General features: G+C 72.6%; 15 protein-coding genes. 13 read left to right on the top strand and 2 right to left on the bottom strand.

Annotated features, from left to right (window positions below; all coding sequences use genetic code 11):
• The first annotated feature begins 976 nt into the window (after positions 1 to 976).
• The 5 genes from QUY26_RS14860 (at position 977) to QUY26_RS14840 (ending at position 7120) form a co-directional block, all read left to right on the top strand.
• On the top strand, positions 977 to 2230 hold the full coding sequence (locus QUY26_RS14860) for a helix-turn-helix domain-containing protein (RefSeq protein ID WP_289946772.1): 1254 nt from the start codon (positions 977 to 979) through the stop codon (positions 2228 to 2230).
• A 372-nt stretch (positions 2231 to 2602) separates the two neighbouring features.
• The gene (locus QUY26_RS14855; RefSeq protein ID WP_289946770.1) at positions 2603 to 3592 is read left to right on the top strand and encodes a malate dehydrogenase; all 990 of its coding nucleotides are present in this window, start codon (positions 2603 to 2605) and stop codon (positions 3590 to 3592) included.
• 208 nt (positions 3593 to 3800) lie between these two features.
• A complete protein-coding gene (locus QUY26_RS14850; RefSeq protein WP_289946768.1) occupies positions 3801 to 5879 on the top strand; it encodes a hypothetical protein in 2079 nt (692 codons plus the stop codon).
• Positions 5880 to 5907: 28 nt separating this feature from the next.
• On the top strand, positions 5908 to 6288 hold the full coding sequence (locus QUY26_RS14845) for a hypothetical protein (protein WP_289946766.1): 381 nt from the start codon (positions 5908 to 5910) through the stop codon (positions 6286 to 6288).
• Between the two features lie 31 nt (positions 6289 to 6319).
• Positions 6320 to 7120 carry a hypothetical protein gene (locus QUY26_RS14840; protein WP_289946763.1) on the top strand — a complete coding sequence of 267 codons (801 nt, stop codon included), beginning with the start codon at positions 6320 to 6322 and terminating at the stop codon, positions 7118 to 7120.
• A gap of 40 nt (positions 7121 to 7160) precedes the next feature.
• On the opposite strand, the gene QUY26_RS14835 is transcribed toward QUY26_RS14840, so the two are convergent.
• Complete coding sequence (locus QUY26_RS14835) at positions 7161 to 8684, bottom strand: MFS transporter (RefSeq protein WP_289946762.1); 1524 nt, start codon at positions 8682 to 8684, stop codon at positions 7161 to 7163.
• Positions 8685 to 8776: 92 nt separating this feature from the next.
• On the opposite strand from QUY26_RS14835, the gene QUY26_RS14830 reads away from it, so the two are divergent.
• Genes QUY26_RS14830 through QUY26_RS14820 form a run of 3 tightly spaced genes read left to right on the top strand, consistent with a single transcriptional unit; the run spans position 8777 to position 10565 of the window.
• Positions 8777 to 9718: a LysR family transcriptional regulator gene (locus QUY26_RS14830; RefSeq protein WP_289946761.1), complete on the top strand. Its 942-nt coding sequence runs from the start codon at positions 8777 to 8779 to the stop codon at positions 9716 to 9718.
• A 58-nt stretch (positions 9719 to 9776) separates the two neighbouring features.
• Positions 9777 to 10028, top strand: coding sequence for a helix-turn-helix transcriptional regulator (locus QUY26_RS14825; protein WP_289946760.1), 252 nt, complete (start codon positions 9777 to 9779; stop codon positions 10026 to 10028).
• Between the two features lie 3 nt (positions 10029 to 10031).
• Positions 10032 to 10565: a hypothetical protein gene (locus QUY26_RS14820; protein ID WP_289946759.1), complete on the top strand. Its 534-nt coding sequence runs from the start codon at positions 10032 to 10034 to the stop codon at positions 10563 to 10565.
• Between the two features lie 85 nt (positions 10566 to 10650).
• Here QUY26_RS14820 and QUY26_RS14815 read toward each other — a convergent pair whose 3' ends face one another.
• Positions 10651 to 11454: a hypothetical protein gene (locus QUY26_RS14815; protein WP_289946758.1), complete on the bottom strand. Its 804-nt coding sequence runs from the start codon at positions 11452 to 11454 to the stop codon at positions 10651 to 10653.
• Positions 11455 to 11648: 194 nt separating this feature from the next.
• Between QUY26_RS14815 and QUY26_RS14810 the strand changes: the two genes are divergently transcribed.
• From QUY26_RS14810 to QUY26_RS14790, 5 genes are all read left to right on the top strand, one after another.
• On the top strand, positions 11649 to 13151 hold the full coding sequence (locus tag QUY26_RS14810) for an aldehyde dehydrogenase family protein (protein WP_289946756.1): 1503 nt from the start codon (positions 11649 to 11651) through the stop codon (positions 13149 to 13151).
• A gap of 66 nt (positions 13152 to 13217) precedes the next feature.
• Entirely contained in the window at positions 13218 to 14753 is a 1536-nt protein-coding gene (locus QUY26_RS14805) for a GMC family oxidoreductase (protein ID WP_289946755.1), read from the top strand.
• The gene (locus tag QUY26_RS14800) at positions 14750 to 15898 is read left to right on the top strand and encodes a quaternary amine ABC transporter ATP-binding protein (protein WP_289946754.1); all 1149 of its coding nucleotides are present in this window, start codon (positions 14750 to 14752) and stop codon (positions 15896 to 15898) included. The genes QUY26_RS14805 and QUY26_RS14800 overlap by 4 nt, the downstream gene beginning before the upstream one ends.
• A complete protein-coding gene (locus tag QUY26_RS14795; RefSeq protein ID WP_289946752.1) occupies positions 15898 to 17865 on the top strand; it encodes an ABC transporter permease in 1968 nt (655 codons plus the stop codon). The genes QUY26_RS14800 and QUY26_RS14795 overlap by 1 nt, the downstream gene beginning before the upstream one ends.
• Positions 17866 to 17867: 2 nt before the next feature.
• Positions 17868 to 18833, top strand: a complete 966-nt coding sequence (locus QUY26_RS14790) for an ABC transporter substrate-binding protein (RefSeq protein ID WP_289946751.1) — start codon at positions 17868 to 17870, stop codon at positions 18831 to 18833.
• Positions 18834 to 18973: the final 140 nt, after the last annotated feature.

Below are 18973 nucleotides of genomic sequence, written 5' to 3'. Positions count from 1 at the left end.
TCGGGCCACGCGCTGACGGCGCTCGGAGGGCTTCGGTCGAGGGCGGCCCGGGTGCTCCTGCTCTTCGGCGAGACCGGCCTCCAGGGCGCGCCTTCCTGTCGAGGCGCGCCCGAACGCGCAGGTGGCGAACGTGAGACGGCGCCCGTCCTCTCCCCCGTGGGAGGACGGGCGCCGCCGTTCCGCGGTGCGAGCCCGGGGGCTCGCGGTGCGCCTTAAGCGTCATGGACGCGCCATCCCCGCAGCAAGGGAAGCCTTGCCCCTGTGGCACGGAAGTGACCATTCCGCAACGCTGTTCCGGGCCCGCTACGGATGCGAGACGGCACCCGCCGGAAAGGGCGAAACGGACAGTAGGGCTCGCGCGGAAGGACGCGGAAGGACGCGGAAGGAACCGCACCGGGCGCCGCCGCCGTCAGTCGGTCGAACCGGGTCGCGCTGGGGGTGCGGCGACGGCGGCGGCGAGGAGCCGGTGCGGGCGCGGGTGCGGGCGCGGTCGGTGGTGCGGGCGAGCTTGGTGGTGTGGTGGTGTGAATGCGCTCGGTGGTGCGGTGGTGCAGGGTGGTTCCACTCTGGTGGAACTGGCGGAACTGGCGGTTCAGGTGGTTCGATCACGGTGTCCGGCTGCTGAGGCGCAGCGCTGCCGTGCTCGATGCTTCGGCACCGAAGTACCTCGCAAAAGGGCCAACCAACGCATTCAGGATGGTTCCGGGACGTCCTGGCCCGGGAGCTGGGGTTCCGCATCGTGGAGTGGGGCGACGGTGGGACACTGGGCCGTGGACCGGGGGCGTGCGACGGGGCACACTCTGTCCCATATGCTCCCGTGCGCTCCCATTCAGGGAACTGACATCCCGGCTCCGCGCATCCCTCTGGGTAGTTCAGGACCGGGGCGAGCGGACCGTGCGCGGTGCGCCGGGGGTCCGGGACAGCGGCAGCACGCGCGGGGGCAGTTCAGGCACGTACGGGGGGAATAGGGGGAGCAATGCCTCGTTGGAAGGCGCTACCGGATGAGCTCGACCCGCAGGTCAGGGAGTTCGCGAACCAGCTGCGCAGGCTGGTCGACCGCAGCGGTCTCAGCATCGCAGCGGTGTCCGACCGGACCGGCTACAGCAAGACGTCGTGGGAGCGCTATCTGAACGGGCGGCTGCTCGCCCCCAAGGGCGCGATCGTCGCGCTCGCCGAAGTCACCGGCACGCCGCCGGTGCACCTCATCACCATGTGGGAGCTCGCGGAGCGCGCCTGGAGCCGCTCCGAGATGCGGCACGACATGACGATGCAGGCCATCCGTATCTCGCAGGCGCGCGCCGCGCTCGGCGAACTGGCGTCGAACCCGCCGGTCAGCTCCAAGGGCGCCAAGTCGCCCCGGGCGCCGAAGGAGAGCGGGGGCTCGGGCAAGGCGCGCGGGGGCGTCGGGGCCGTGACCGGCGTGGCCGGGCCCGCCGGGGTGTCGCCGACGGTGCCGCCCGTGGCGCGGGAGCCGGAGGGCGTGCGCTACGGGGCGCAGGCGCCGGTCGCGCCCGCCACCGGGTCCGGTGGTTCCCGCTCCGGGGCCGGCGCGGGGGCCGCTTCGGCTTCGGCCTCCGCCCAGGCGCCGGCCACGCCTTCGTCGCGTTCGTACGAGGCGTCGGCGCCGCCCGGGTCCGTGGCCGCCACGTCCTCGGTCCCGCCCGTGTACGCGGGCGGCGGGCCGGGGTCCGTGGCCGGGCCCGGCGCCGACGGGAAGTCGCCCGACGGACAGCGGCGCAAGCGGAAGCTGGCGATGTTCCTCGCGGGAATCGTGGGGGCGCTCGTCGTCATCGCGGCGGCGGTGTTCCTCACGGGCGTCGGCAAGGACGACGACGGTGACGGCAAGGCAGGGCCTTCCACGGCGCCGACGAAGTCCACGGCCGACCTGCCCGCCGGGGTCGAGTGCAGCGGGGCCGACTGCACGGGCAAGGACCCCGAGAACATGGGGTGCGGCGGCGAGTTCGCCCGGACCACGTCGCGGGTGACCGTCGGGACGAAGACGCTCGTCGAGGTGCGGTACAGCAAGACGTGCGGGGCCGCGTGGGCACGGATCACCCAGGCGGCGCCCGGGGACAAGGTAACGATCACCGGATCCGGCTCGGCGGCGCGCCAGAGCGGGACCGTGAACGCGGACCTGGACGCGTACACACCCATGGTGGCCGTGAAGAACGCGGCGGCGGCGAAGGCGTGCGCGACGCTGAAGGCAGGCGGGACGACCTGCACGAAGTAGCCCCCGGGGCGCGTGGGCGGGGGGACGGACGCCAAACGGCCGCCCGTGGCCCAGGCGCGGTCGAAACAACCGGCGTGAACCAGGAATGCCCCGCCCCCCGGAGGGCAGACGCACCGTACCCCCACGGGAGTGGTCACACCCCCCACGGCGGCCGCCACGTCTCCTCTCCGGGGTGGCGGCCGCCCCGCGCGGCCTTGTGGGCCGGGCCACACCCACCCGGCGTACCAGGACGGCAAGGGCGCGATAACCTGACGCCGGATCTCTCTTGATGCCAAGAGATCGATCATCGAGAGGCGATCGACGAGGGCGTCGGCAGGGAATCCAGCACAAGGGGCAGGGACCCCCACCGCCAGCTGTCTTACGGAGATCGCCATGACCCGCACTCCCGTGAATGTCACCGTCACCGGCGCTGCCGGCCAGATCGGCTACGCGCTGCTGTTCCGCATCGCCTCCGGTCACCTGCTCGGCCCGGACGTGCCGGTCAACCTGCGCCTCCTGGAGATCACGCCGGCGCTGAAGGCCGCCGAGGGCACCGCGATGGAGCTCGACGACTGCGCCTTCCCGCTGCTCAACGGCATCGAGATCAGCGACGACCCGAACGTCGCCTTCGCCGGTGCGAACGTCGCCCTCCTCGTCGGCGCCCGCCCGCGCACGAAGGGCATGGAGCGCGGTGACCTCCTGGAGGCCAACGGCGGCATCTTCAAGCCGCAGGGCAAGGCCATCAACGACCACGCCGCGGACGACATCAAGGTCCTCGTCGTCGGCAACCCGGCCAACACCAACGCCCTCATCGCCCAGGCCGCCGCCCCGGACGTACCGGCGGAGCGCTTCACCGCGATGACGCGCCTCGACCACAACCGCGCCCTGTCGCAGTTGTCGAAGAAGACCGGCGCCCCGGTCTCCGACATCAAGCGCCTCACCATCTGGGGCAACCACTCGGCGACCCAGTACCCGGACGTCTTCCACGCGGAGATCGCGGGCAAGAACGCCGCCGAGGTCGTCAACGACGAGGCCTGGCTCGCCGACACCTTCATCCCGACCGTCGCCAAGCGCGGCGCCGCGATCATCGAGGCCCGCGGCGCGTCCTCGGCCGCCTCGGCCGCCAACGCCGCCATCGACCACGTGCACACGTGGGTCAACGGCACGGCCGCCGGTGACTGGACCTCCATGGGCATCCCGTCCGACGGTTCGTACGGCGTGCCGGAGGGGCTCATCTCCTCCTTCCCCGTCACCGCCAAGGACGGCAAGTACGAGATCGTCCAGGGCCTGGAGATCAACGACTTCTCCCGCGCCCGCATCGACGCCTCCGTCAAGGAGCTCGAGGAGGAGCGCGAGGCGGTCCGCAGCCTCGGCCTCATCTGACCCCTGGGCCTCATCTGACCCTCGGGCCTCAACTGGCACCACGGCGTCATCCGGCCCCTCGGCGTCATCTGACACCACGCCTGACCGAAAGCCCCCGGCAGCCGCGCACCCGCGGCCACCGGGGGCTTTTCGGCCATCGTGTCTTCTTTCGGGGGACATCTGTCCATTCGCCGGACGCCTGCCACCGGCTCCATTACCTTTGCGCGGCATGCGAGCCGAGCCGCCCCGACAGGGGCCCGAGCAGACGCCCGAGCCGGGGCCCCGGCCGGACCCCGCCCACCGCCCGCCGCGCCACTCCCACCGCAGGCCCCGCCGCTCCTACGCGCACACCGAGGCCACCCGGCTGCTCTGCGCGGGCGCCCACGTCAACGCCGCGTTCCGCAGACGCGTCGTCGAGGAGCTGGTCGGGCACGCCGAGCGCCCGGTCGCGCCGCCGCTCGGCGCGGACGTGCTGCCGGTGCTCGCGCACGCCGTGCGGGCCAGGCGCGACGATCTGCGCACCGCGCTGCTGCTGCTCGGGGTCTGGGTCGCGTTCCTGGCCACGGACGCCGTCATGCTCTGGGACGCGGCGTCGGACCGCTCGGGCGGCGACTCCGGGCTCTCCGCGGGCGACATCGCCTGGCTGCCGTTCGGCACGGACGCGGCGGGCGCCGCCGAGTCGGAGCCGGGCGGCGCCGCCCTCGGCGGCATGGTGCCGGGCGGCTGGGCCCTCGCGTACGCCGTCGTCGTCCTGCTGCTGTGGTGCGGGCGCGTCGTCGCGGGCCGCGACACGGGGGTGGGGGAGCCGCTGCGGCCGGTGCCGCTGCCCGCGCCGCTGGTCTGGCTGCGCCGCCGCTTCGGGTGGCTGGTGACGTTCACGGCCTGGTCGTGCGGGCTGGCGTACGGCATCGCCGCGTGCGCCCGGATCACCGAATCGCCGTACCCCGTGATCTTCCCGCTGCTCATCGCGGCCGTGGTCTGGCGCCACCAGTTCCTGCGCACCCGGACGCTGCGCGGACAGCTCGCCCGGCAGACCTTCGCCGAGACCCCGCAGCCGCGCCTGCCCGCCTGGTACGGCCGCATCGAGGCGTGCGTCCGCCGCGAGCAGGACGCCTCCCTCACCCTCTACGACGTCAACCGCCCCTTCGTCGGCGCCGGAACGCCCCGCAAGCCCTGGTCGGTCGTCCTGGAGCTCAAGCCCGACGACACCCGGGCGGCCGACTCCGCCGCCGGCCCGAACGGCGCGGTCCCGAACGGCGCGGTCCCGAACGGCGCCGTGCCCCGGCAGGGCGCCCCCGGCGCGCTCACCGCGCAGGACGTCATCGCGATGATCGGGCCCCGGTTGCGGTCCCTGCGCAGGTCGGCCGCCGACACCAGCAGGGACCGGCTGCGGCAGCTGGAGATCGAGGAGTTCGTGTACCTGCCCGCGGGCCCCGGGCGGGACGAGGAGCTGTACACGGGCGACGGTACGAAGACGGCCGTCGTGTACGACGACGAGCAGGTCGAGCGCCACATCGCCGAGGCGGCGGGCGAGGGCGGCGAGGCCCGGCGGCACTTCCTGCGCATCCGCGTCGGCGCCTGGAACGAGCAGGTCGTCGTCTCGCTCCTGGTCCGGGTGCACACCCAGGGCGGCATGCTCGTCCTTGAGGTCGTGCCGCACGTCCTCGGTCCCGTCGCGCCCGAGTTCCGCCGCGTCGACGCGCTGGTGGCGAGCGAACCGGACGGCCCGGTGCGCGACGCCCTGCGCGCCTGCGTGGCCGCGCCCGCGCTGTCCGTCGGCCTCGGCATCACGGCCCTGCGCTGGCTCCCGTCGCTCGGCACGGCCGTGCGGCTGTGGCTGACCATGCCCGTGAGCGACGAGCCGGGCGACGGGGCGGGCGACGAGCCGGAGGGGGCGCGGAGCGCGTACGGCAAGGGGCGGGGGGACGCCTGCGGCAAGGGGCAGCGGCACGCCCCGTTCGTCCTGCGCCTCACCCGGCTCCTGCGCGCCACCGCGTCCCGCCTCCTCGGGCCGGACACCGGCCGCGCCCCCGACGCCCCCGCCGTCTCCCTGCGCCAACTCGCCGCCACCGACAGCCTCTCGCTGTTCCAGGAGATGGACGTCGCCCGCTACACCCGCACCCTCCAGGACCGCATCGGCGAGGGCGTGCGCGACGCACTGCGCGTCGGCGGCTACCGCACGGACCGCCTGGAGCAGCACATCACGCAGATCAACAACAGCGGGGTCTACATCAAGGAGATGTCCGGCGGCGCCCTCGCCACCGGCACGCACGGCCAGGCCACGCACACGGAGAAGACCACCGCGTGAGCGCGGACCACCCATGAAAGGACCACCCATGAGCGACGAACAGTCCCAGAGCGGCGGCGGAGCGCACGTCACCATCCACGCGATCAACGGCGGCTCCCAGGCCTTCGGCTCCCACGGCAAGGCCGATTCCACCAACTACACGACGGTGGTCGCCGACCAGGCCCACAGCCGCCTCCTCACCACCGTCCGCGAGCTGCGCCGCGAGCTGGGCGACGGCACGCAGTCGCCCGAGGACGAGGAGGTCGTGGCCGCGCTGACCGAGGTCGAGGGCGAGATCGCAAGGAACGGACGCGGCGCGAGCGGGCCCCTGGCCCGGCTGCGCGACTGCCTCGCCGACTACGCGCCCGCCACGGCTACGGCCGCCGCGGTGACGGCCGTCCTCCAGGCCCTCGTCCCGGTCCTCGGCTGACCGCGAACGCGCGGGGAAGGAGCGGCGGCCGGTGGTGCGGAGCTACGACAGGGACCGGCAGGAGTGGGTCGGCCGGGAGCGGGAGCGGGAGATCGCGGCGCTCCACGAGCGGGACGTGGCGCGGCAACGGGGCGCCCTGCGCGGCGTGGTCGCGGTGCTCGCGGCGTGCGGGCTCGCCTTCGGCACCTGGGCGCTGGGCTGGAAGGACGAGCCGGAGCCGACGGTGCACCTGACGGACCAGCAGCCCGCGCAGGGCCCCGGCGCCGAGGCGGGGACGGGCGCGGGCGAGGGCGCGGGCGAGGGGGACACCGCGCCACCGCCCCCGACGGGCGGCCCGCCGCCCTCCTACGAGAAGGTCGTCGACCCGCAGGACGGCTACCGCCTCGCCGTACCGCGCGGCTGGATCCGCGCCCGCACCGAGGGCCTGAACGGCGTCGCGATCCTCAACTACCGCAGCCCCGACAGCACCCGGCGGCTCCAGCTGTACGAGGTGAGCGAGCCGACGCCGTACGCCTCGCTGCGGGCCTTCCTCGACGACACGAAGGTGTCGAAGTCCAGCGGCTTCACACAGCTCTCCCTGACCCGCCCGACGAACGCCACCGGCCCCGCCGCCCGCCTCAGCTACGTCATCGACCGGATCTCCGACGAGCCGGACATCGGCACCTGGCACGTGGTCGACCACCGCTTCGAGGCGAGCGACGGCAAGCTGTACGCCCTCACGGCGTACGGCGCCGACGCGGACGGCAGGAAGGACGAACGGGAGCTCCTGGCAACGGCGTTGGCGTGGTTCTGCCCGCCGCTCGCCTACTGCGCGGACCCCGACACGCACTGAGCGGCGCCATGGCCCGCGGCCCGGCGCGGGCCGCGCCACGTCACCGCTCGGACGCCCGCCGCGGGCCGAGGCCCGCCGCCACCACGGCCGCCCCGACGATCACCACGGTGCCGACGACGCGCAGCGCCGCCGCCATCCCGGAGGTGAAGTCCGCGGCGCCGCCCGGGTGTCCGGTGCCGGTGTGGGCGGCGAGGAGCGTGCCGGAGACGGCCACGCCGAGGGCCGCGCCGACCTCGCGGGCGGAGGTGCCGAGTCCGGAGCCGAGGCCCGCCTGGTGCGGCGGGAGCGAGGTGACGACGCCGATGGTCAGGGCGGGCATGCACAGGCCGGTGCCGCCCGAGATGAGGAGCAGCCAGCAGGCGTACGCCGCGTAGGGCGTGCCCGCGTTCGCCGTGGAGACGCCGAGCAGGCCCGCGCCGATCAGGAGGAGCCCGGTGCCGACCACCGGACGGGGCGAGGCGGCCCAGCGTGCCGCGAGCCGGGGCACCAGGGCCATGCCGACGGTCAGCGGCACGATGGCGAAACCGGCGCGCGCGGCCCCGTACCCCTTCACGTACTGCAGGTACTGGGAGTTGACGTAGAAGAGGGCGAACAGGCCGAAGAAGGCGAGCGCCGAGCCGAGGGTCGCCGCGCTCAGCCGGGCGGAGCGGAAGACACGCGGGTCGAACAGCGGGGCGCGGGAGCGCAGGGCGTGCGCGGTGAACGCCGTGAGCAGGAGCGCCCCGACGGCGAAGGCGCACAGGATGCGGGGCGCGCCCCACCCGTACAGGGGGCTTTCGATGACGCCGAAGAGAACGGCGACCAGGCCCGCGGTCAGGACGAGGGTGCCGAGGGGATCCAGGGAGGGCGCTGCGGCGGTGCCGTGGGAGTGGTCGGTGCGGGGGGTGGTGCGGGCCACGGCGAGGGCGAGGAGCGCGCCGAGCGGCACCATCACCCAGAACAGGGCGCGCCAGGACAGGTATTCGCCGATGAGGCCGCCGCACGCGTTCCCGGCGAAGCCGCCGAGGCCCATCGCGAGGGTCCAGGAGGCCAGCGCGCGGGGCCGCTGCTCGGGCGGTGCGACGCGCATCAGGATCGACATGGTCGCGGGCATGATCAGGGCCGCGCCCGCGCCGGAGACGCCGCGTCCGGCGACGAGCACGGCGGGGGAGACGGAGAGCGCGCTGACGGTGGCGCCCGCCGCGAACAGTCCGAGTCCGGCGAGCAGGGCGCCCTTGCGGCCGTACCTGTCGCCGAGCGCGCCCGCCGGGATGAGCAGGCCCGCGAACACGATGACGTACGCGTCGACGGTCCACAGGATCTCGCTCGCGGACGGGTGCAGCCCCGACGAACCGATCTGCGGGATCAGCAGGTTGATGGCGGCGACCATGCTCTGCGCGACCGTCACGCAGGCGCACAGGACGAGCAGGGTCGACCGCTTGAGGGCGGTGGGGGGCGCGGGGGCCGCCGACGGGGCGGGCGTGGGCTGGTCCGACGTGGGCTGGTCGGGCGTGGACGGGCCGCTTGCGGACGGTTCGGTCGCGGGCCGCGGTGCCGGGACCGGCACCTGGGCAGGGGAGGGCATGGCTCCTCCTCGGGAGCGTCGTGGCGTGGGATGTACGGCCACCGTAGGCTCGCCCAGTACCTGCTTTCCAGTGCAAGTTCTGCAAGGGATGATTGCGTGTGACGCAAGTGGAACGCCCCGCCGACGCCGCTGGGCTCGACCTGAACCTGCTGCTCGCCCTCGACGTGCTGCTCGACGAGCGCAGCGTGGGCGGCGCCGCCCGCCGGCTGCACCTGTCGGAGCCCGCGATGAGCCGCACGCTCGGCCGGGTCCGCAAGGCGCTCGGCGATCCGGTCCTGGTGCGGGCGGGCCGCCAGATGGTGCCGACGCCCTACGCCCTGTCGGTGCAGGCCGAGGTCGGCGCGGTCCTGGAGCGGGCGCGGGCGGTGTTCGCCGGGCCCGGCGCCCAGGACCTGCGGGCCGTGTCGCGCACGCTCACCCTCGTCGGCAACGACGCGCTCGCCGCCGCGTACGCGCCCGCCCTGTTCGCCCGCGCGGCCCGGGAGGCGCCGGGGGTACGGCTGCGCTTCCTGTCCGAGAGCCATCTGGACGTGCCGCTGCTGCGCGAGGGCGTCGCCGATCTGGAGGTCGGCGTGATCGACACGGTCGCGCCCGAGGTGCGGGTCGAAGCCCTCTTCGACGATGTGATGGTCGGGGTCGTACGCCCCGGACACCCTTTGTTGCGGGGTGAGTTGACGGCGCGGCGGTTCGCCGCCGCCGACCATCTGACCGTCTCGCGGAAGGGCCGGATGGCCGGTCCGGTCGACACCGCCCTGGCCGAGGTCGGCCTGCGCCGCCGGGTCGTGGGCAACGTGGGCACGTACCCCTCCGCCCTCTACATCCTGCTGCGGACCGACCTGGTCGGCCTGAGCATGTCCTGGGCCCGCCCGCTGATGGACCCCCTCGGCCTGGTCACCTTCCCCGTCCCGCTCGAACTGCCGCCGCTGAACATCGGCATGGCGTGGCACCCCCGGCACGACGCGGACCCGGCGCACGCGTGGCTGCGGGGGTGCGTCCGGGAGCTGGTCGCGGCGCCGGGAGGGGCGTCGGGGTGAGCGGCTGCTGCTTGATCGACTGTTGCTGAACCACTCTGGAATGTAGTACTTCTTATACATGAGCGAGCAAGTGCACAACAGGCTGGCGATGGTGCGCGCCGAGCGGAAGGTGTCCCGGCAGAGCCTCGCCGAAGCCGTGGGCGTGCACTACCAGACCATCGGCTACATCGAGCGGGGGCAGTACAACCCGAGCCTCGACCTGGCGCTGAAGGTGGCCCGGTACTTCGGCCTTCCCGTCGAGGCGCTGTTCTCGCTGGAGCCGTTCCAGCCGCTCACGGATCAGGTGTACGGGCACGGGAGGGACCGCTAAGTCATGGCGCAGAAGCAGCAGTTGAGCGCGTACGACCAGTCGATGTACGACCTGATGAACCGGAGCGAGGGCGCGGCACTGCACCGCACGGCCGCGCGCCGCCGCGCCGTCGTCGCCGCCCATGCCGCCCTGACGGCGGCGTTCGTCGCGGCCTGGCTCGGCACGGTCGTCGGCGAGCTGGCCTGGACGGGGTGGGTGATGCTGGCCCTGCTGCTGCCGTGGTGCGTGGCCACCGGCATCCTCAACGCCGCCACCCGTGGGCTCCTCGAACTGCGTCCCCGGGTCCTGGACGAGCGGCAGCGGGCCGAGCGGGACCGGGTGCGGGCCACGGCGCACCGGATCATGGCCTGGGTGCTGCTCGGGGCCGTCGTGGTGACGGGCGTCGCCGGTTTCGCCGGCCTGACCGCGAAGGCGCTGGTGTTCCAGGTGGCGGTCTGCGCCCTCGTACTGCACTGGTTGCTTCCGCTGTGGGTGGCGGGGCTCGCGGCGCGGGACGAGCCGGGGCTCGACGAGCTCGACGCGGACGAGTTCGCCTGAGCGATACGGCCGGGACCCGCCCCGGCCGCCACCCCGGCCGTCCGCCCAGCCGCTCCCCGGCCGCCCGCCCCACGCGGGCCGCCCCTCACACCTCCCGCAGCTGCTCCTCCAGCTTCGACACGTCCACCGAGTCCTTCGCCGACGGCGTCTTCGTCGGCACCGGCTTGTCGTAGTCCGTGAGGGTCGTCGTCCGGTCCGTGCCGTCGCCCTTCTCCGTGGCGCGGACCAGATACGGCTTGCCCTCGGCCGCGACGTACAGCGTGGTGTCCTTGCCGTCGTCGTCCTTGCCGGTCAGCGGGATGACGCGGGTGCCGTCGACCGTCGTGACCGCGCCCTTGCGCAGGTCCTTCGCGTCGTCGTCGGACCCCGCGTCGTCGCTCACGTCGTCCTGGAGCTCCTTGAGGTCGCAGACCTCCGACAAGCCCTTGAGCATGGGGTTCTTCGTCGTGCCGTGGACGTAGCGGTCCTTGAACAGCTCGGCGGCCGCCGCGCCCTGCCCGCGTGGCACCTGGCTCTTCCAGAACGCCTCGTCGGGCTTCATCCACACCTTGTCGCCCTGCTTCACCAGCTCCGCGGTGCCGCCGTTCGCGCCGAAGCTCAGGGTGCCCGTGCAGTTGCCGTCGCGGTCGAGCCTGAGGTCCATCTCGGCCGGGTCGTCCTTGTCGACGTCCCGGCCCTTGTCCGTCAGGGTGAGGTGGACGGACTCGGCGTCGAGCAGCTCCTGTTTCGCCCTGTCGGAGATCTCCTGGGCGCTCAGGTCCGCCGTGCTGTCGCCCTTGTCGCCGCCGCTGCCGCCGTCGTCGGAGCACGCGGGGACGAGCAGGGCGAGGACGGCGGCGGTGCAGGCCGCGCCTGCCGCCCGCGGTCGCGTACGAGACAATTTGCTCATAGCGTCACCTCCGGTGACAGAAAGTGCTTCGAGCGTACGTTTCGCCCCGCGTACCCGCACGCGCAGTGACACAGCGCACTTTCGGCCATCGAATGCGCATGCTTTTCCCGGGTCCGGGCAGGTGCTCCCGGCTACCACGAGTGATCAGGTGGGGCAAACGGCAGAAACTGCCAGGAACGGAAGGCAAAAGGGACGTGTCCGCACAACAGACCATCCACGTCGCGGGAGAGTGGCGTGGCGCCGCCTCCGGCGCGACCCGCGAGATCATCGACCCCGCGGATGCCAAGCCGTTCGCGACCATCGCCGAGGGCGGTGCCGAGGACGCCGACGCGGCCATCGCCGCCGCGCGCGCGGCCTTCGACGAGGGCCCCTGGCCGGGCACGCCGGTCGCCGAGCGGGCCGCGCTGCTGCGCCGCGTCGCCGACCTGCTCGTGCGCGACCGCGAGAAGATCGGCCTCCTGGAGAGCCGGGACGCGGGCAAGACCCTCGAAGAGGGCCGCGTCGACGTCGACTGCGTCGCCGACGCCTTCCGCTACTTCGCCGACCTGGTGATCGGCGAGGGCGCGGGCCGTGTCGTCGACGCCGGGTCCGACGACATCCACAGCGTCGTCGTGCACGAGCCCATCGGCGTCTGCTCCATGATCACGCCCTGGAACTATCCGCTGCTCCAGGCCAGCTGGAAGATCGCGCCCGCCCTCGCGGCCGGCAACACCTTCGTCATCAAGCCCAGCGAGATCACGCCCCTCACGACGGTCGCGCTCATCGAGCTGCTCGTCGAGGCAGGTCTCCCCGAGGGCGTCGCCAACATCGTCACAGGCCCCGGCCACACCGTCGGCGCCCGCCTCGCCGACCACCCCGACGTCGACCTGGTCTCCTTCACCGGCGGCCTCGTCTCCGGCACCAAGGTCGCCCAGGCCGCCGCCCTCGGCGTGAAGAAGGTCGCCCTGGAGCTCGGCGGCAAGAACCCCAACGTCGTCTTCGCCGACGCCTGCGCGACCGACGAGGGCTTCGACACGGCCGTCGACCAGGCGCTCAACGCCGCCTTCATCCACAGCGGGCAGGTCTGCTCCGCCGGCGGCCGCCTCATCATCGAGGAGTCGGTGCGCGAGCGCTTCGTCGCCGAGCTGGCCCGCCGCGCCGAGAAGATCAAGCTGGGCCGGGGCACCGAGGACGGCGTCGAGTGCGGCCCGCTGGTCTCCAAGGAGCAGCGCGAGAAGACCGAGGGCTATGTCGCCTCGGCGCTCGAAGAGGGCGCCGTCCTGCGCTGCGGCGGCAAGCGGCCCGAGCCCACCGACGCCCGGCCCGCGACCGGCTACTTCTACGAGCCGACGGTGCTCGACCAGTGCCACCGCGAGATGAAGGTCGTCCGCGAGGAGGTCTTCGGCCCGGTCCTGACCGTCGAGACCTTCCGTACCGAGGACGAGGCCGTCGCCCTCGCCAACGACACCGAGTACGGCCTCGCGGGCGCCGTGTGGACCACCGACTCCGGGCGCGCCCGCCGCATGGCCCGCCGGATGCGCCACGGCACCATCTGGATCAACGACTTCCACCCCTACCTGCCGCAGGCCGAGTGGGGCGGATTCGGCAAGAGCGGCGTCGGCCGCGAGCTGGGCCCGGCCGGACTCGCCGAGTACCGCGAGGCCAAGCACGTCTACGAGAACCTCGCGCCGAAGCCGGTGCGGTGGTTCGCGGGCTGAGCCGCCCGTCCCCCCTCACGCGCAAGCACCTTCGCACGACCTCGCAGGAAGAGGAGCAGTTCCCCCATGGCTGAAACGAACGAGTACGACTACGTCATCGTCGGCGGCGGCACCGCCGGGTCCGTGATCGCCTCGCGGCTCACCGAGAACCCGGACGTCACCGTCGCCGTCATCGAGGGCGGCCCCAGCGACATCGACCGGGACGACGTCCTGACGCTGCGCCGCTGGCTCGGCCTCCTCGGCGGCGAGCTCGACTACGGCTACACCACCACCGAGCAGCCGCGCGGCAACTCGCACATCCTGCACAGCCGCGCCAAGGTCCTCGGCGGCTGCTCCTCGCACAACACCCTGATCTCCTTCAAGCCGCTGCCGTCCGACTGGGACGAGTGGGAGGAGGCCGGGGCCACCGGCTGGAACGCCGAGGCGATGGACCCGTACTACGGCAAGCTGCGCAACAACGTCGTACGCGTCGCCAAGAAGGACCAGAACCAGATCGCCACCGACTGGGTCGAGGCGGCGAGGACCGCGCTCGGCGTGCCCGAGGTCGTCGGCTTCAACGACAAGCCCTTCGACGAGGGCGTCGGCTTCTTCGACCTGGCGTACCACCCGGAGAACAACAAGCGCTCCTCCGCGTCCGTCGCCTACCTCCACCCCCACATGGAGGCCGGTGACCGCCCGAACCTCCACCTCTTCCTGGAGACCTGGGCCACCAAGCTGGAGCTCGACGGCAAGACCGCGCGCGGCGTCCACATCCGTACCAAGGACGGCGCCGAGAAGCTGCTCACCGCCCGTCGCGAGGTGCTGGTCTGCGCCGGTGCCGTCGACACGCCCCGCCTGCTCATGCTCTCGGGCATCGGGCCGAAGAAGGACCTCGAGGCCCTCGGCATCCCGGTCGTGCACGACCTGCCGGGCGTCGGCGAGAACCTCATCGACCACCCGGAGTCGGTCATCGTCTGGGAGACCAACGGGCCGATCCCGGGCAACTCCGCGATGGACTCCGACGCCGGTCTGTTCGTGAAGCGGGACCCGGACCACAAGGGCCCGGACCTGATGTTCCACTTCTACCAGATCCCGTTCACGGACAACCCGGAGCGGCTCGGCTACGAACGCCCCGAGCACGGCGTGTCGATGACGCCGAACATCCCCAAGTCCCGTGCCCGCGGCCGGCTTTACCTGACGTCCGCGGACCCCGAGGTGAAGCCCGCCCTGGACTTCAAGTACTTCGAGGACGAGGGGGACTACGACGGGCAGACCCTGGTCGACGGCATCAAGCTGGCGCGGAAGGTCGCGCAGGCCGAGCCGTTCAAGAAGTGGCTCAAGCGCGAGGTGTTCCCCGGCCCCGAGGTCACCGACGACGCGGAGATCAGCGAGCTGGTGCGCAAGGCCGCGCACACCGTCTACCACCCGGCAGGGACCTGCCGAATGGGTGCTTCCGGTGATGAACTCGCCGTGGTCGACCCGGAGTTGAAGATCCGGGGCCTCGAAGGAATCCGTATCGCGGACGCATCCGTCTTCCCGACGATGCCCGCCGTGAACCCGATGATCGGAGTGCTCATGGTCGGGGAGAAATGTGCCGAGATCCTGGGAGGTGACGGCCGATGAGCGACACCGCGACCGTCACCCCCGCCGCCGACGCGGCCACGGACGCCGTCTTCGCCGTGCGCAACCTCTGGAAGGTCTTCGGCCCCAAGGCCGACACCGTCCCGGGCAACGACGAGCTGACCGGCCTGGACCCCGCGGAGCTGCGCGAGCGCACCGGCTGCACCGCCGCCGTGCGCGATGTGTCCTTCGAGGTGAAGAAGGGCGAGGTCTTCGTCGTCATGGGCCTGTCGGGCTCCGGCAAGTCCACGCTCGTGCGCTGTCTGACCCGGCTCATCGAGCCGACGTCGGGATCGGTCGAGATAGACGGCGAGGACGTCCTCGCCATGGACAAGAACCGGCTGCGCGAACTGCGCCGCCACCGCGCGTCCATGGTCTTCCAGCACTTCGGCCTGCTCCCGCACCGCACGGTCCTCGACAACGTCGCCTACGGCCTGGAGATCCAGGGCGTGGCGCGCGCCGAGCGCCGCGAGAAGGCCATGAAGGTCATCGAGAAGGTCGGCCTGGAAGGCCTGGAGCAGCGCAAGCCCGGCCAGCTCTCCGGCGGCCAGCAGCAGCGCGTCGGCCTCGCCCGCGCCCTCGCCGCCGACCCCGAGGTCCTGCTCTTCGACGAGCCGTTCAGCGCCCTGGACCCGCTGATCCGCCGCGACATGCAGGAAGAGGTCGTCCGCCTGCACCGTGAGGAGGGCCGCACGATGGTCTTCATCACCCACGACCTCAGCGAGGCCCTCAAGCTCGGCGACCGCATCGCCCTGATGCGCGACGGCCGCGTCGTCCAGCTCGGCACCCCCGAGGAGATCGTCGGCTCGCCCGCCGACGACTACGTCCGCGACTTCGTCCGGGACGTGCCGCGCGAGCAGGTCATGACCTGCCGCAGCGCGATGCGGCCCGCCGACTCCGACACGGACGAGGACGTCAAGGGCCCGGCCATCGCGCCGGACGCGACGGTGGCCGAGGCCATCGAGGCCGTGGCGCGCTCCGGCTTCCCGGCGCGCGTGATGGACGGCGGCCGGTGCCTGGGCGTCGTGGACCACGAGCAGCTGCTCGGCGTCGTCGCGGGCGTCACCCCCAAGGGCGCCGCGGGGCGCGGCGGCCCGCCCGCGCAGGCGGACACCTCGATGCGCAAGACCGGCGAGGTGGCTTCCTGATGGCCACCGCCACCGCTTCGACCCCGGTACGAGATACGGGGATCGGCGCCCTGCTGCGGCGCCGCGCCGTCGTCAAGCTCCTGCTGCTCGCCGTCGTCGCGGCCGTCGCCGTGCCGATCCTCAACGCCAAGTGGGCCTCCGGCGCCTGGCCCGAAGCGCTCACCGTCGACCTGACCGAGCCGCTCACCAAGGCCAGCGACTGGATCATCGACAACCGCGACAGCCACTGGCTGTTCACGTACTTCTTCGGGCACATCTCCAACGCCATCGTGCTGTCCGTGCGCGGCGTCTACCTGGTGCTGCTCGCCGCGGGCTGGGCGGGCGTCACCGTCGCCGCGGGCGCCATCGCCTGGCGTGTGGCGGGGCTCAGGCTCGCCGCCCTGGCCACCGCCGCGTTCGCCGTCTGCGGCCTGCTCGGCATGTGGGTGCCGACGATGCAGACGCTCGCGCTGATGGTCGTCGCCGTGCTCGCCTCGGTGATCGTCGGCATGCTGCTCGGCCTCGCCGCCGGGCTCAACGACCGGATCTTCCGCATGATGCGCCCGGTCCTCGACACCATGCAGGTGCTCCCGGCCTTCGCCTACCTGCTGCCCGTCGTCCTCGTCTTCGGCATCGGCGTGCCCGCGGCCGTCCTCGCGACGGTCGTCTACTCGGCCCCGCCGATGGCCCGCCTGACGGCCCTCGGTCTGCGCGGCGCCGACGGCGGCGTGATGGAGGCGGTGGCGTCCCTCGGCGCGACCGCCCGTCAGCGCCTGCTGTCCGCGCGCCTGCCGCTGGCCCGCAAGGAGCTTCTCCTCGGCCTCAACCAGACGATCATGATGGCGCTCTCCATGGCCGTCATCGCGTCCGTGATCGGCGCGGGCGGCCTCGGTGACCGCGTCTACCAGGCGCTCTCCTCGGTCGACGTCGGCCAGGCCCTCGCCGCCGGCATCCCCATCGTGCTGCTCGCCGTCGTCCTGGACCGCGTCACCGGCGCGGCCGGCGAACGCCTCGGCGCGCACACCGAGGACAACTCGCCGCTGCGCGGCTGGCGCGGCTGGTCCATCGCCGCCGCCGTGACCCTGGCCTGCGCCCTCGCGGCCAGGTTCGCGGACCGCCTGGAGTGGCCGACGAGCTGGGTCGTGCAGATCGCCGAGCCCGTGAACACCGCCAAGGACTGGATGGTCGACCACCTCTACACGGGCGTGCCCGTCGTCGGCGGCACGGCGGACTGGGCCGCGCACTTCACGAAGTACGTCCTCGACCCGCTCCGCGACGGCCTCCAGGGCCTGCCCTGGTGGTCGGTGCTCCTGATCGTGGCGGCCCTCGCCTGGGTGATCGGCACCTGGCAGACCGCCCTGACGGCTGTCCTCGCGATGGCGGCGATCGGTGTCCTCGACGTCTGGAACGCCTCCCTCGACACGCTCTCCCAGGTCCTCGCGGGCGTCGCGGTCACCGTCGTCCTCGGCTTCGCCATCGGCATCGCCGCATCCCGCAGCCGCCGCCTCGAAGCGCTGCTGCGCCCCGTCCTCGACGTCTTCCAGACGATGCCGCAGTTCGTGTACCTGATCCCGGTGGTCGCCCTGTTCGGCGTGGGCCGTGCCCCCGCCGTCGCCGCCGCCGTCGTGTACGCCCTGCCCGCCGTCATCCGCATCACCACGCAGGGCCTGCGGCAGGTCAGCCCCGCCGCGATGGAGTCCGCGCAGTCCCTCGGCGCCACCAGCTGGCAGCAGCTGCGCCAGGTCCAGCTCCCGCTGGCCCGCCCCGCGCTGATGCTCGCCCTCAACCAGGGCGTCGTCCTCGTCCTCGCCGTCGTCGTCATCGGCGGTCTGGTCGGCGGTGGCGGCCTCGGCTACGACGTGCTCGCCGGTCTCGCCCGCGGTGACCTCGCGACCGGTCTGGTGGGCGGCATCGCCATCGTGTGCCTCGGTCTGATGCTGGACCGCGTGACGCAGCCGACGGAACGCCGCGCGAAGAAGGGAGCGTGACCATGCGAGTCCGTACGCGCATGACCGCCGCGCTGGCCGGAGTCGGCGCCCTCGTCGCTCTCTCCGGCTGCGGCAAGGCCGACATGTCCAAGCAGTCCTCGCCGTACGCGAACGCGGCGGGCGCCAAGACCGTCACGCTGTCCGTGCAGTCCTGGGTGGGCGCGCAGGCCAATGTCGCCGTGGCCGAGTACCTGCTCAAGGAGGAGCTGGGCTACCGCGTCGACAAGGTCCAGATCGACGAGATCCCCGCCTGGGACGCCCTCAGCCAGGGCCGCGTCGACGCGATCATGGAGGACTGGGGCCACCCGGACCAGGAGCAGCGCTACATCAAGGACAAGAAGACGATCGTCCCCGGCGGCGGCGTCGGCGTCACCGGGCACATCGGCTGGTACGTCCCCACGTACTTCGCCAAGAAGCACCCCGACGTCACGGACTGGAAGAACCTCAACAAGTACGCGAAGGACTTCCGGACGCCGGAGAGCGGCGGCAAGGGCCAGCTCATGGACGGCTCCCCGTCCTACGTCACCAACGACAAGGCCCTCGTGGAGAACCTCGACCTCGACTACAAGGTCGTCTTCGCGGGCTCCGAGGCGGCTCAGATCACCCAGATCGAGCAGTTCGCCAAGCAGCAGAAGCCCTTCCTGACCTACTGGTACAAGCCCCAGTGGCTCTTCAAGAAGGTCCCCATGACGGAGGTGAAGCTCCCCGCCTACAAGGAGGGCTGCGACGCCGACCCCGCCAAGATCAAGTGCGCCTATCCGCATACGCCGCTCCAGAAGTTCTTCAACGCCGACTTCGCCGAGAACGGCGGCAAGGCGGCGGAGTTCCTGAAGAACTTCAAGTGGTCCGAGGCCGATCAGAACGAGGTGTCCCTCCTGATCGCCGACAAGAAGATGTCCCCCGAGGACGCGGCGAAGAAGTGGATCGACGCGAACGAGTCGAAGTGGCGGGGGTGGCTCCCGAAGTAGCCTTCGCGGGGCGCCCCAGTCCCACCCCTTCTCCGAAACCGGGGGCTGCCGCCCCCCGGACCCCCGCTGTCGGCGCTCCGTGCCTCGTCCTCAAACGCCGGACGGGCTGGAAATTTGCCGGGGCGGGCTGGAACGGTGCC

It is taken from the genome of Streptomyces flavofungini (assembly GCF_030388665.1).
Taxonomy (GTDB): Bacteria; Actinomycetota; Actinomycetes; order Streptomycetales; family Streptomycetaceae; genus Streptomyces; species Streptomyces flavofungini_A.
Note: the sequence above shows the minus strand (reverse complement) of the source record. Positions and strands in the feature narration are given on the sequence as shown.